The sequence below is a fragment of the Pantoea sp. X-Soil-ISGK-355 genome (genome assembly GCF_059730805.1).
In genome coordinates this window covers 482,588-496,084 of record NZ_AP035971.1, presented here as the reverse complement: position 1 = coordinate 496,084, position 13,497 = coordinate 482,588, and the positions used below count along the sequence as shown (strand labels likewise).

Annotated in this window: 10 protein-coding genes; 5 read left to right on the top strand and 5 right to left on the bottom strand. The window is 58.8% G+C overall.

Annotation, left to right across the window (positions count from 1 at the left end):
* Window positions 1–6 precede the first annotated feature (6 nt).
* Window positions 7–300, top strand: coding sequence for a ribosome assembly RNA-binding protein YhbY (gene yhbY, locus AC6I8J_RS02195; RefSeq protein WP_010251809.1), 294 nt, complete (start codon window positions 7–9; stop codon window positions 298–300).
* 106 nt (window positions 301–406) lie between these two features.
* Here yhbY and greA read toward each other — a convergent pair whose 3' ends face one another.
* Complete coding sequence (gene greA / locus AC6I8J_RS02190; protein WP_010251811.1) at window positions 407–883, bottom strand: transcription elongation factor GreA; 477 nt, start codon at window positions 881–883, stop codon at window positions 407–409.
* 249 nt (window positions 884–1,132) lie between these two features.
* Between greA and dacB the strand changes: the two genes are divergently transcribed.
* Entirely contained in the window at window positions 1,133–2,566 is a 1,434-nt protein-coding gene (gene dacB / locus AC6I8J_RS02185) for a serine-type D-Ala-D-Ala carboxypeptidase (protein WP_010251813.1), read from the top strand.
* 61 nt (window positions 2,567–2,627) lie between these two features.
* Here the strand turns inward: dacB and AC6I8J_RS02180 are convergent, their stop codons facing one another.
* Window positions 2,628–4,895 (bottom strand): TonB-dependent siderophore receptor, encoded by a 2,268-nt coding sequence (locus AC6I8J_RS02180; RefSeq protein ID WP_497825037.1) that lies wholly within the window; start codon window positions 4,893–4,895, stop codon window positions 2,628–2,630.
* 250 nt (window positions 4,896–5,145) lie between these two features.
* Between AC6I8J_RS02180 and fes the strand changes: the two genes are divergently transcribed.
* The 3 genes from fes to AC6I8J_RS02165 all read left to right on the top strand — a co-directional run bounded on the left by fes (window position 5,146) and on the right by AC6I8J_RS02165 (window position 10,597).
* Window positions 5,146–6,357 (top strand): enterochelin esterase, encoded by a 1,212-nt coding sequence (gene fes / locus AC6I8J_RS02175; protein WP_161731832.1) that lies wholly within the window; start codon window positions 5,146–5,148, stop codon window positions 6,355–6,357.
* A 96-nt stretch (window positions 6,358–6,453) separates the two neighbouring features.
* The gene (locus AC6I8J_RS02170) at window positions 6,454–6,675 is read left to right on the top strand and encodes an MbtH family protein (protein ID WP_285086607.1); all 222 of its coding nucleotides are present in this window, start codon (window positions 6,454–6,456) and stop codon (window positions 6,673–6,675) included.
* Entirely contained in the window at window positions 6,668–10,597 is a 3,930-nt protein-coding gene (locus AC6I8J_RS02165) for an enterobactin synthase subunit F (RefSeq protein WP_497825036.1), read from the top strand. The genes AC6I8J_RS02170 and AC6I8J_RS02165 overlap by 8 nt, the downstream gene beginning before the upstream one ends.
* A 41-nt stretch (window positions 10,598–10,638) precedes the next feature.
* Here the strand turns inward: AC6I8J_RS02165 and AC6I8J_RS02160 are convergent, their stop codons facing one another.
* The 3 genes from AC6I8J_RS02160 to fepD are packed head-to-tail and all read right to left on the bottom strand — an operon-like array spanning window position 10,639 to window position 13,393.
* Window positions 10,639–11,430, bottom strand: coding sequence for an ATP-binding cassette domain-containing protein (locus AC6I8J_RS02160; RefSeq protein WP_253420853.1), 792 nt, complete (start codon window positions 11,428–11,430; stop codon window positions 10,639–10,641).
* Window positions 11,427–12,407 carry an iron-enterobactin ABC transporter permease gene (gene fepG / locus AC6I8J_RS02155; protein WP_497825035.1) on the bottom strand — a complete coding sequence of 327 codons (981 nt, stop codon included), beginning with the start codon at window positions 12,405–12,407 and terminating at the stop codon, window positions 11,427–11,429. The genes AC6I8J_RS02160 and fepG overlap by 4 nt, the downstream gene beginning before the upstream one ends.
* Entirely contained in the window at window positions 12,404–13,393 is a 990-nt protein-coding gene (gene fepD / locus AC6I8J_RS02150) for a Fe(3+)-siderophore ABC transporter permease (RefSeq protein WP_497825034.1), read from the bottom strand. The genes fepG and fepD overlap by 4 nt, the downstream gene beginning before the upstream one ends.
* Between the last annotated feature and the right edge of the window lie 104 nt (window positions 13,394–13,497).

The following is a 13,497-nucleotide window of genomic DNA, read 5'->3' as shown; positions in this document are numbered from 1 at the left end:
ACTACGATGAATCTAAGTACCAAACAAAAACAGCACCTCAAGGGCCTCGCCCATCCGCTCAAGCCAGTTGTTATGCTGGGTGGCAATGGCCTGACTGAAGGCGTGCTGGCCGAAATCGAGCAGGCTCTGTCGCATCACGAACTGATTAAGGTAAAAATCGCCTCTGAAGATCGTGAAACGAAACAGCTGATCGTCGAGGCTATCGTGCGTGAGACCGGTGCCAGCAACGTACAGGTGATCGGCAAAACGCTGGTGCTGTATCGCCCCTCTAAAGAGAGCAAAATTTCTCTGCCACGCTAAGTGGGCAAAGAAAGTGACATGCTCTTACCTCAGATAAAAGGCCGCAATGCGGCCTTTTTCCTTTCTTTACATTGTGCTTCAGCGCTTTTCAAAGCGTAGCAACATCTTAAAGGTATTCCACCTTCAGAATCTCATATTCAACGTCGCCGCCCGGGGTTTTTACGATAGCCACATCATCGGCCTCTTTACCCACCAGACCACGCGCCATTGGCGAATTGACTGAAATCAGATTTTGCTTAAAGTCTGCTTCGTCATCGCCCACGATGCGATACGTGGCTTCTTCGTCGGTCTCGACGTTCAGCACGGTCACCGTTGCGCCGAAGATCACGCGGCCGGTTTTAGGCATCTGCGTAACATCGATAACCTGCGCATTGGAGAGTTTGGCTTCAATCTCCTGAATACGGCCTTCACAAAAGCCCTGCTCTTCACGCGCAGCGTGATATTCCGCGTTCTCTTTTAAATCGCCATGTTCGCGTGCGTCAGCGATAGAGGCGATAATGCGCGGGCGCTTCACGGTTTTCAGCTCGTTCAGCTCTTCGCGCAATCTTTCAGCGCCTCTTAACGTCATCGGAATCTGATTCATTTAAGCTCCTCGCCCTCTTTCCTGTTTAACGATGTCATCCTGACCGGTGACCGCAGAAAAAAGCGCTCTGCGGCGCATTAGCCCGTTTTTGCAAATAAAAGAATCCTGACCCGGAGATGCTTCCAGGCCAGAAAAGAGTTTTGCAATTTGATACGTATTTTACCCCAGAGTTCCCTGCGGGTCATCGTTTACTTTGCACCGTCCAGCGACGTAGTATTGACGCCCTCACCTGCCAGTTACCGCGAGATTATGCGATTTTCACGACTTGTTACCGGATTAAGCTGCGCATTTATGCTGCAGGCACACGCAGCGCCAGTTGATGAATACATGCAGTACCTGCCAGATGGCGCCAATCTGGCGCTGATGGTTCAGAAAGTGGGTGCATCAACACCGATCATTGATTACCACGGCAAACAGATGGCCCTGCCCGCCAGTACCATGAAAGTGGTGACGGCGCTGGCGGCATTACTGGAACTGGGTGGCGACTTCCGTTTTCAGACCACGTTTGAGACCCGGGGTGCCATTATAGATGGCACCCTGAACGGCGACTTAGTCGCACGTTTCGGCGGTGATCCAACTTTAAGCCGTCAGGATCTGCGCAACATGGTCGCGGCAATAAAGAAGCAGGGCATTAACCATATCAAAGGCAACCTGGTTATCGACACCTCGGTTTTTGCCAGTCACGACATGGCACCGGGCTGGCCGTGGAACGATATGACCCAGTGCTTCAGCGCCCCGCCGGGTGCCGCGATTGTGGATAAAAACTGCTTCTCGGTGTCGCTCTACAGTGCCAATACGCCAGGTGAAAATGCGTTTGTGCGCATCGCCTCCTATTATCCGGCGCATATGTACAGCCAGGTCCGCACCATCGGCCGTAACAGCGGTGAAGGGCAATATTGCGAACTGGATGTGGTTCCAGGTGAGCTGAACCGTTACACCCTGACAGGCTGTATGCGCCAGCGTGCCGAACCGCTGCCGCTGGCCTTTGCGGTGCAGGATGGCGCGGCCTGGGCAGGTGAAATCCTTAAGGCAGAGCTGCGCTCGTCAGAGATTGACTACAGTGGCCATCTGGTGCGCCAGACGCAGGTCACGGAGCCAGGTACCGTACTGGCATCGACCCAGTCTGCGCCGCTGCACACGCTGCTGCACACCATGCTGAAGAAGTCAGACAACATGATAGCCGACACGGTCTTCCGCACCATTGGTCATCACTACTTCAACGTGCCCGGTACCTTCCGTGCCGGGCAGGATGCTGTCCGCCGTATCCTGAAAGCCAAAGCCAATGTCGATATGGGTAACAGCATTCAGGTTGATGGTTCCGGTCTGTCGCGCCACGATCTGATTTCGCCGCAAACCATGATGCAGGTGTTGCAGTTCATTGCGAAGAATGACAACACGCTGGATTATATTTCGATGTTGCCCCTGGCGGGTTACGACGGCACGCTACAGTATCGTGGCGGGCTGCATGAGGCGGGACTGGATGGCAAGGTCTCGGCGAAAACCGGTTCACTGCAGGGCGTCTATAATCTGGCGGGCTTTATTACCACTTCCAGCGGTGCAAGAGTGGCATTTGTTCAGTTCCTTTCCGGTTATGCAGTGCCGCCGGAAGATCAACGTACCCGCCGTATTCCACTGGTGCGTTTTGAAAGCCGACTCTACCGCGATATCAATCAGAACAACTGATTAAGCAGAAATAAAAACGCAGCAGGCGATCAACCTGCTGCGTTTTTTATGGCTGAACCGATCAGAAGCGGGTGTTCACACTCATATAAAATGTGCGGCCCGATTCGTTAAAGGTATTGGCTCCTGCGCCGTAGAGGTAAGCGCCGGTGGTGGCATTGCCGGTAGTCTGCGCATTGCCCTGACGGAAATGACGCTTGTCGAAAAGGTTGTCGATACCCACGGTGACACTGGCATATTTATTAACGTCATAGGTGCCGCTCATCCCCACCACCGAATAGGGACTGACCTGATCGGTCGCGCTGCCGGTGACGGCGTTACCTTTATAGTCATACTTCTTCGGCACCTGTTTACCGTACCAGGTCAGGGTTGTCTGGAGAGAGAGATCCTGCATCGCCTGCCAGCTCAGCGTCGAATTGAGCGTATATGCCGGTATAATTGACAGGCGATCGCCGGTCTCTTTATTTTTGCTCTGCAGCATATACGTGAAGTTGTTGTTCCACGTCAGGCTGTCGGAGAACGGGACGTTAACCGTACCTTCGAGCCCCTCAACCACCGCTTTGGGCACATTTTCCCATTTATAGATGTCGGTTTTGCCGTTAGACGCCGTGCCGGTGGGAGCCGTGCCTGCCTCAATCTTGTTCCGGTAGTCGTTGCGGAACCAGGTCAGACCCGCCTGATAGCCGTCGCGCTTCCATTCCAGTCCAATCTCTTTATTGATGCTGTTTTCCGCTTTCAGGTCATCATTACCCATCAGATAACAGGCACCGGCACTGGCCGCGCAGCCCTGGCCATTGCTGTAAAGCAGATAGTTCGGGTTAGTCTGGTAGAGGCTCGGCGCTTTATAAGCGCGCGCAATGCCCATTTTCAGAGTGAACTCATCGCCTAATCCCTGTGAGAGGTTGAGCGACGGGCTCCAGTTATCGCCGACAATCGAATGGTGATCGAAGCGCAGGCCGGGCGTCAGCATGGTGCTGTCAGTCAGCTCAATATTGTCTTCCGCAAACAGTGAGAAGATCTCCGCCTGCGAATAGGGAGAGCGTCCGGTGGTGGCGATACCCGGAATCGAACCGTAGCTGGCGGCCTGCGTCGTCGAGGAAGGATCCTTCATCCGCTGCTGATTCCATTCCGTGCCAAAAGTTGCAGTCTGATTCACCAGCCACTCAAAGGGCACGCTGATCTCGCTGTGCAGCAACACATCATCCAGCTGGATAGTGTTGAAATTGCTGTTGGAAAAGATCCCTTCAGTGCCGCCCGCCAGCCCTTCATTCAGACGCGAGTTGCGGGTGTTTTCATACTGCGCATAGGTGTTGGTGCTGATGCCATTATCCCAGGCGCCGGTCCACTTAACTGAAAAGTTCTGCCGATAGAGCCGGTTGGTTTCGTCACCATATTTGCTTTTCACAAGCGCGTTGGTATTGGTGTTCTGGGTGTCGCCAGCATAGAGGTTGCCCTGACGGCTGTAACCGGCCCCCACTTCCAGCGCCTGCATTGGTGCAAACGCCCAGCGCAGCAGGCCATGAATATCTTTATTGACTGAACCTTCGCGGCCCGCCGGGTAGGATCCCGCGTAACTGCCGGTGCGGTCTGCGGCGTGCCCTTCATTGATATCGTAAGCATCAGCCTGCGTTTTTGCCAGACCGCCATAGAGCCGGAAACTGACATCATCGCCCAGCGGTCCTTCAAGACTGAAGTTAGTACGCCGCGTCGCGCCCTCCTCCTTGTGTTGCGGCACGTTGTAATAGGCGCTCCACGAGCCGTGCCACTGATTATCCATCTCTTTCCTGGTGATGATATTAACCACACCACCCGCCGCACCATTGCCGTAGCGGGCCGCTGCCGGACCCCGGATGACGTCAATGCGGTCAATGATCTCTGGCGGTACCCAGTTCGTGTCGCCGCGTGTGTCGCGCTCGCCACGCCAGCCAAGCCGCACCGCATTGCGGCTGGTCACCGGCAGGCCATCGATCAGGATCAGGGTATTTTCCGGCCCCATACCACGGATATCGATCTGACGGTTATTACCGCGCTGGCCGCTGGTGGAGTTACCGGTCAGATTGACACCGGGCATGGTGCGGATGATTTCGGCGACGTCGCGCGCAGGCGGATGTTTTTTGATTTCGTCGGCGGTAATCGTTGACACGCCAGGGGCCTGCAGCGTCTGCTCAGCGGCGGTGACCGTCATGGTGTCGTCGTGGAGGGTATCGGAGGTGCTGCTGTCGATAGCGGGTTCGCGGGTGGCTTCAGCAGCCACGGCACCGGCAGAAATGAGAGAGGCCGTGAGACCCAGTTCAATCATAATGGCTAACGAAAGCCGGGATATCTTTTTCATTTTTCTGTTCCTGGAGTGCCAGCGAGCATGCCACTGCCGGCGTACCGGTAAAAAGGTCATAACCTTGCCTGCAACGCATTAACCTTCCCGTCACACCGGCTTCAGAACCGCGTTGCGTCCGTCTGAAATCCGATGCGGCAGAGAGAATGCGCGCGCTCCCTGTCGAGCGGAAACACCCTATTGCAAATGCAAATAATTATCAATACTATTATCTGTAACATGCATGACTCTAAGCAAGTGTGATTGAATCATGGCGCGAATAGCGTGGTTAAACGAAGAGACCGGCAGCGAACGCTGGTGGCAGCAGCTGCAGCAACAGGGCATTCCCCTGATTGAACCCGCTGAAAAGGGGACCTGTCAGGTCACTTTTTTCTGGCGTGATCCGCAGGGTGACCCGCTGCACTCTGATACCCGGCGCGTCTGGATCAACATTACCGGTGTGACCGATCATCATCACACAGCCTCACCTTCCTCCTTAACACCTGTTCCTGATACCGATGTCTGGTGGTGGCAAACCACCCTGCCCGCTGACTGGCGCGGCAGCTACTGCCTGATCCCTGACAACCAGACAGAGACGTTTGCCGGACAGGCTGATATGCAGGCGCTGCGCCAGTGGTGGAGTCAGAAATTCCGGCAGGCACAAAGCGACCCGCTGAATCCTTTGCGTAGCTGGGCAGGTGGACGCGGAATGAGGGTCTCGCCGCTGCACCTGCCACGCGCGCCGGATCAACAGGTGTGGCGTGCGGTTGATGAGGGCCGTGCCGCCGATATTCCGCTGCAACACTATTTGTGGCGCAGCGAACGGCTGGGAAACCAGCGTCAGATCTGGATCGCTGTCACCGGAGACGCCAGTGCAGGCGATCGTCCGCTGGCACTGCTGCTGGATGGTCAGTTCTGGGCGCACAGCATGCCGGTTGCCGGTCCGCTTCAGCAACTCACTGAGGCAGGCGAGCTGCCTCCTGCGGTCTATGTCATGATCGACATCATCGACCGCGAACACCGCACGCGTGAACTGACCTGTAACCCTGACTTCTGGCTGGCGATTCAGCACGAGCTGTTACCACAAATTCAGCAGTGGGCACCGTTTCGGGCCGACAGCACGCTGGTGGCCGGACAGAGTTTTGGCGGCCTTTCTGCCGCTTACGCCACCCTGAACTGGCCGGAAACTTTTGCGGGTGCCGTCAGTCTTTCCGGTTCGTTCTGGTGGCCCGCGCGCGGTGACCCGAATGGCTGGCTGCCGCAGCAGTTACAGCAGGGTTTGCTGCAGGCGCCCTCCCGGCGCTTTTATCTGGAGGCGGGGCGGCGCGAACGCCTGATTCTGGCAGCAAACGAACAGTTTCAGCGCGATCTGACTGTGGCAGGACATCAGGTCAGCTATCACCCGATTGAAGGCGGTCACGATGCGCTGTGCTGGCGCGGCGGACTGCTGGCAGGCCTCAACGCTATGTGGCAATCGTCATAACCCGCTGATATCCCGCCGTCTGTGCGCCATTAAAAGAAAAAGGATACCCAGGAGATCGGCGTTTATACGCCCGACGACTTCGGACAGGAGACCAACATGCAACAACTCAATCCTTTCGACGATCCCCAGCAGGATTGTCAGGTACTGAAAAATGCTCAGCAGCAGTACAGCTTATGGCCCGCCTTTTGTGCGGTTCCGCCAGGATGGCAGCCTGTTTATGGGCCCGAACCACAGGCCCGTTGCCTGAGCTGGCTGAATGAAAACTGGCACGATATCCGTCCGGTTATGACGCAGGACAGTGGGAGCCGCAATGTCTGAGACCACTCTGAACCCGCTGACAGAGCAAAAAACGTTGCCGCTGGTGGCCGCTCAGCCCGGAATCTGGATCGCTGACCAGCTATCGCCCTATTCCAATGCTTACGCCGTGGCGCATTTTGTCGAACTGCACGGTGTGCTGAACAGCGCGCTGCTGTCACGGGCCATAATTGCTGGCATGCAGGAAGCGGACACACTGAATATGGCCTTTGGCGAGCTGGAGGGTGAACCGCTACAGTGGCCTGCCCCCCAGGATTTCCGCGAGCCTGAGGTGATCGATCTGCGCGATGCCGCCGATCCTGAGGCATCAGCACGTGCGCTGATGCAGCAGGATATGTCCGGTGACCTGCGGATACTGAGCGGTGCGCCGCTCTATCATCACAGCCTGCTTCGGCTGGGCGAGGATCACTGGTACTGGTATCAGCGCTACCATCATCTGGTGGTCGATGGTTTTAGTTTCACCGCCCTGACCCGCCGCATCGCCCATCTCTACAGCGCCTGGCAGCACGGCGACACGCCGGAGCCGAGCCCCTTTGTCCCGTTCAGCGAGGTCGTCGACGAGTATCAGCGCTATCACAACTCTTTGGCCTGGCAGCGCGATCGCCAGTTCTGGCTGGAGAAAGGCGCGCAGTTACCTGCGCCCGCCTCGTTGTCCGCTCTGCCGCTGGCCGGTCAGAGCGCCAGTACCGACCTGCTACGCCATACGTTTGCCGTGGATCGCAACACTTTTCAGGCTTTGCTGACGCACACCGGGCAGCACAACCTCAGTGCTGCGGACACCGCCTTTGCGCTGGTGGCGTTATGGCTGGCGCGCCTCACCGGTCAGCATGCGTTCGCCGCCGGTTTCATCTTTATGCGCCGCATCGGCTCGGCCGCGCTCTGCGCCACCGGTCCGGTGATCAACGTTTTGCCTATGGCAATCCATTACGACCCGGCACAGCCGCTGACGGCACTGGCCGGGCGTCTGGCGGGCGAAGTCAGAAAAATGCGCCGTCATCAGCGTTACGACGCTGAGCAGGTGCAGCGCGATCTGGGCCGGTTTGGTGACAGTGCTCCGCTCTATGGGCCGGTGATTAACCTGAAGATATTCGACTATCAGCTCGATTTCGCCGGCATTGAAGGCATCACTCATCAGCTGGCGTCAGGCCCGGTTCGCGATCTGGAGATTGCTATCTACCTCAGCGAACAGGGCGACCTCACGCTGGAACTACTGGCTAATGCAGAGCGCTATAGTGAAACCGCGCTGAAGCAACATGCCAGTCGCTTTGGTCTGCTGCTTGAGCAGCTTGCCGTCCGGCCAGCGTGCGCCTGTGGCGAGCTGGATATGCTGATGCCGGAAGAACATCAACAGCTGGCAGCGGTCAATCAGACGGCTGTGATGCTGCCTGCAGAGACGCTAAGCAGCCTGCTGCTGCTGCAGGCGCAGCGTACGCCGCACGCTATGGCGCTGGCGGATGAGGCGCATCAGCTTAATTATCAGCAGATGCAACAGCAGGTCGCCGCGCTGGGACAACAGCTGATTGCGCAGGGTGTGACGCGGGGTGACATCGTCGCCGTGGCGCTGCCGCGCTCGGTCTTTTTATCACTGGCGCTGCAGGCGATTGTCAGCACAGGCGCAACCTGGCTGCCGCTTGATACCGGCTACCCGGACGATCGGCTGAAGATGATGCTGGAAGATGCCGCGCCGAAAATGCTGATCACCTGCCGCGAACTGGCAGACAGGCTGGCGGCTCTCTCACCGGCCGCGCCGCTGTTTTACGACGTGCTGTTAACCCCGGTGGATAGCGTGCTGACACAGGCTCCGCGTCCGCATGATGGCGCTTACCTCATCTATACCTCTGGTTCGACCGGTCGGCCAAAAGGCGTGCTGGTCAGTCATGAGGCGATCGTCAACCGGCTGCTGTGGATGCAGGATCGTTATCCGCTCGGCGGTGATGATGTGGTGCTGCAGAAAACGCCGAGCAGCTTTGATGTCTCGGTGTGGGAGTTCTTCTGGCCATTGATCGCTGGCGCACAGCTGGTGATGGCACCGCCTGATGCCCACCGCGACCCGGACGCGCTGCAGCAGCTATTTGCCCGCTACCGCGTGACCACCACCCATTTTGTTCCGTCGATGCTGGCTGCTTTTGTCGCCTCGCTGGAGGAAGGTGACGCGATAGCGCGTTGCGCCAGCCTGCGCCGGGTTTTCTGCAGCGGCGAAGCGCTGCCCGCTGAGCTGTCGCGCCAGTGGCAGACGCTGACCCGGGTGCCCTTGCATAATCTTTATGGCCCGACCGAAGCGGCAGTGGATGTCAGCTTCTACCCGGCTTTCGGACCGGCGCTGGCGGCCGTCGACGGTGCCAGCGTGCCGATTGGCTTCCCGGTCTGGAACACCGGCTTACGGATTCTGGATGCGCGTCTGCAGCCGGTGCCACCGGGCGTGGCTGGCGATCTCTGGCTGACCGGCGTGCAGCTGGCGCATGGCTATCTTGATCGTCCCGACCTCACTGCCAGCCGGTTTGTCGCCGATCCGTGGGGTCACGGCTCCCGGATGTACCGCACCGGTGATGTGGCGCGCTGGCTGCCGGATGGTGCGGTGGAGTATCTGGGTCGCAGCGACGATCAGCTTAAAATTCGCGGACAGCGTATCGAGCTGAACGAGATCGACCACGCCATGGCTGCGCTGCCTGGCATTGTGCAGGCCGTGACGCATGCAGTGGTACTGGGCAGCAGCAGCGACCAGCAGGGTGATGCCCGCCAGCTGGTCGGCTATGTGGTGGCAGAGGGCTCAATTGATGCCGACGTCATGCGCCAGACTCTGGCGACACAGTTACCGGCGCATATGGTGCCGGTGGCGATTGTTCAGCTGGCGGCATTACCGCTCAGCAGCAACGGCAAGCTGGATCGTAAAGCGCTGCCGCTGCCACAGACCCGAACAGCGGCTGCCGGTCGTGCACCGTACCCGGGTCTGGAAACGACGCTGGCGCAGGCGTTCGCCACGCTGCTGGAACGTGAGTCCGTCAGCGCACAGGATGATTTTTTTGCGCTGGGTGGTCATTCGCTGCTGGCGATGCGGCTGGCGGCGCAGCTGCGGCGGACGCTGAATCAGCCGGTGTCAGTGGGCCAGATTATGGTGGCAGCTACGGTAGAAAAGCTGGCCGTCCTGCTTAGTAGTGAACCCGCGGAGACAGCCCGCGCCGGATTTGAGGCGGTCTTGCCGCTGCGGCGTACTACCGGCCCGACGCTGTTCTGCTTCCATCCCGCCTCAGGTTTTGCCTGGCAATTCAGCGTGTTGCAGCGCTATCTGGATGCCCGCTGGTCGCTGCTCGGCATTCAGTCACCTGATATCACCAGCCCGCTGAATCAGGCGCAGCACCTTGACGCGGTGTGTGAGGCGCATCTGGCGACGGTGCGCCAGCAGCAGCCAGAGGGGCCCTACTATTTCCTGGGCTATTCGCTGGGCGGCACGCTAGCGCAGGGTATCGCCGCGCGGCTGGAGGCCGAAGGTGAAACCGTTGCCTTCCTCGGACTGCTGGATACCTGGCCGCCGGAGACGCAGAACTGGGATGAACGGCGCGGCGAAAACGTGCTGGATCCGGCGGTGCTGGAAGAGGTTAATCGTGAGCGCGAGCAGTTTATCGCAGCACAGCGCGAGCAGGCCGGTGAAGGAATGGAGGCACTGTTTACCACCATTGAAGCCAACTATGCCAGTTCGGTGCGCCTGCTGGCCACGGCGCGCAGTGCCCGCTTTAGTGGGCACGCCACGCTGTTCCTGGCGCAACAGACCCAGTTGCCCGGTCAGGATGCACGCCGCGCCTGGGCGCCCTGGGTTGGCGGACTGACTATCTGGCCGCTGGACTGTGCGCACGTCGAGATCATCTCACCGCGCATGTTCGAGCAGATCGGCCCACGACTGCAGCAGTGTCTGGCAACGCTGATTTCCTGAGTCATCCTGACCTGCGCTTTTTTCACCGGAGAAGGCGCGGGTCAGCCTCTGCCCAGCGGTACAATCATCGGCGTACCGGCCACCGGATCGTTAATGATGATGCAGCGCAGGCCGTAGATCGCGTCTATCAGTTCCGGCGTTACAATCTCCGCCGGTTTTCCTTCGGCAACGATTTTCCCGTCGCGCATCGCTATCAGGTGGCTGGCGTAGCGGCACGCCTGATTAAGATCGTGCAGCACCACCACCAGCGTTCGGCCATGCTGCTGATTGAGATCCTGCATTAATTCCAGCAGTTCAATCTGATGGGCAATATCCAGCCAGGTGGTCGGTTCATCCAGCAGCAATAGCGGTGTCTGCTGAGCCAGCACCATCGCAATCCACACCCGCTGCCGCTGACCGCCAGAGAGCGTATCAACCTGCTGCTGCGCTAAATCGGCCACGCCGGTGGCCTGCATGGCCTGCTGCACCGCAGCCTCATCTTCCTGTCGCCAGCGCCCAAACAACGACTGGTGCGGATAACGCCCGCGCGCCACCAGTTCGCTGACGCTGATACCCGCAGGCGCATTCGAGCTTTGCGGCAGCAGCCCTAGCCGGCGTGCCACCTCTTTGGTCGCGTAGTGAGCAATGGTATTGCCATCCAGCAGCACCTCACCCTGCAGCGGCGAGGCCAGGCGACTTAAGGTACGCAGCAGCGTCGATTTTCCGCAGGCGTTGGGACCAATGATCACGGTCAGCTCACCGTCAGGGATCGCCACAGAGAGATTCTCCGCCACGATTTTTTTGTCATAGCCCAGCGTCAGCGCGTCGCCCCGCAAACGTGTTGTCACTTTCATTGGCGTCGTGCCTCCCGCACCAGTAGCGCAATCAGATAGAGCCCGCCCAGGCTGACCGTGATTACGCCAACCGGCAGCTGATAAGGCAGGAAAAAGTGCTGCGCGGCGTAATCCGCGGCGATTAACAGCAGCGCGCCACACAAGGCCGCCAGCGGCAGCGCGCCTTTGGTGCCACCACTGAGCCGCCGCGCAATCTGCGGTGCCAGCAACGCAATAAAGGCGATCGGACCGACCAGCGCCGTCGAGGCGGCGGTGAGGATAACGCCTGTCAGCATCAGCATGACGCGGCTGCGCTCAACCGGAACGCCCAGCGCGCAGGCCGTGTCGTCACCCATCTCCAGCAGTCGCATGCGGCGGGCCAGCATGCCTGTTGCCAGCAGCGCCAGCAGCAGCACGATGATCACCGGCGTGGTTTTCGCCCAGGTAATACCGTTAAGTGAACCGGCGCTCCAGAGCCCGGCGCTCAGTGCCGCCTCCAGTGAAGCACTGATAATTAGCCAGCTGTTCAGCGCCATCAGCAGTGCCCGCACGCTGATGCCGACAATAATCAGCCGGAAAGTCTCCACGCCGTTGCGCCAGCTGAACAGCCAGACCACACCTGCAGTGAGCAGCCCGCCTGCCAGCGCCGCCAGCGTCATCCCTTCCATGTTTTGCTGGAACAGCACCAGCGCCACCAGCACACCGCTGTAAGCGCCGGTGTTAAAACCCAGAATATCGGGACTGCCCAGCGGGTTGCGCAACAGCGACTGAAAAATCGCCCCGCTGACGCCCAGCGCCGCACCAATCAGCAGCGCCATCATGACGCGCGGCAGACGCCACTCCAGCACAATCAGCTGAACATTGCGCGCCGCCTCGCCGTTGAAAAGTGCCCATAACTGGCTGGCTGAGATCGGTAAGGTGCCGCGCGTGATGCCCAGAAAAGCCAGCACCCCGCAGGCCATCAACAGCAGTAACGCATTGATCATCATCCGTGTCATATCTGCCCTTTTCCCAGCTTACGGCGCACCAGCACAATCAGCATCGGCGCACCGAGAATGGCCGTGACAATTGACACGCGTAGTTCACCCGGTATCAGCAGCCGTCCAAGAATATCGGCGGCCAGCAGCAGACAGGGCGTGATCACCAGGGTTCCCGGCAGCATCCAGCGATGATCGTTGCCCAGCAGCCAGCGGGCCAGATGCGGTGTCATTAACCCGACAAAGGCGATGGGTCCGACTGCCGCCGTCGCCGCACCGCTCAGCAGTGCAATCGCCAGCAATCCCACCAGTTGAGTACGCATCACACGGGTGCCCAGCGCGGTTGCCATATCCCCGCCCATACTCAGGCTGTTAAGCGAACGTGCCAGCAGCAGCGCCAGCATGCTTCCGGCTACGACTGCCGGAAAGACAGTGCGCAGAATGGCGAAATTACGGATATCCAGCGAGCCGCTGTGCCAGAAACGCAGATGATCGTAAATATCGGGATTAAGCAGCGACAGGCCAGACGTTAAGCCCTCCAGCACCGCACCCAGCGCCACGCCTGCCAGCGTCAGACGCAGTGGATTCACGCGGCCGCCGCCGATCGCCCCCGTCAGGGCCACCAGCAGTGACGCCAGCAGTGCACCCGTAAAAGCAAAACCCAGCCATTCTGCGGGTGAATCTGCGCCAGAGAGCGCGATGCCGAGCACCACCGCAAAACCCGCTCCGGCATTCACACCAAGAATGCCTGGGTCGGCCAGTGGATTGCGCGTCAGGCTCTGCATCAGTGCGCCCGCCAGACCTAAACTAATCCCGGCCAGCAGTCCCGCCAGGGTTCGCGGCAACCGGGCATCGCGCACGATCACGCAATCGACGCGGCTACAGTCGGAAAACAGGGCATGTGTAACATCATGAAAGGGGACAGGTCTGGCACCCAGCATCAGGCTGAGCGCGATAAGCAACAATAGCACTAGTCCTGAACCGGCTATTGCACGGAGTTGGCGCATAACGTTTAAACCTTCACGGATTCAACATAGCTCGCAATTGAGAGTGTTTATGATAATGATACTTGTTATCGTTATTAACTGTTTTTTGTATGTTATCATGACTC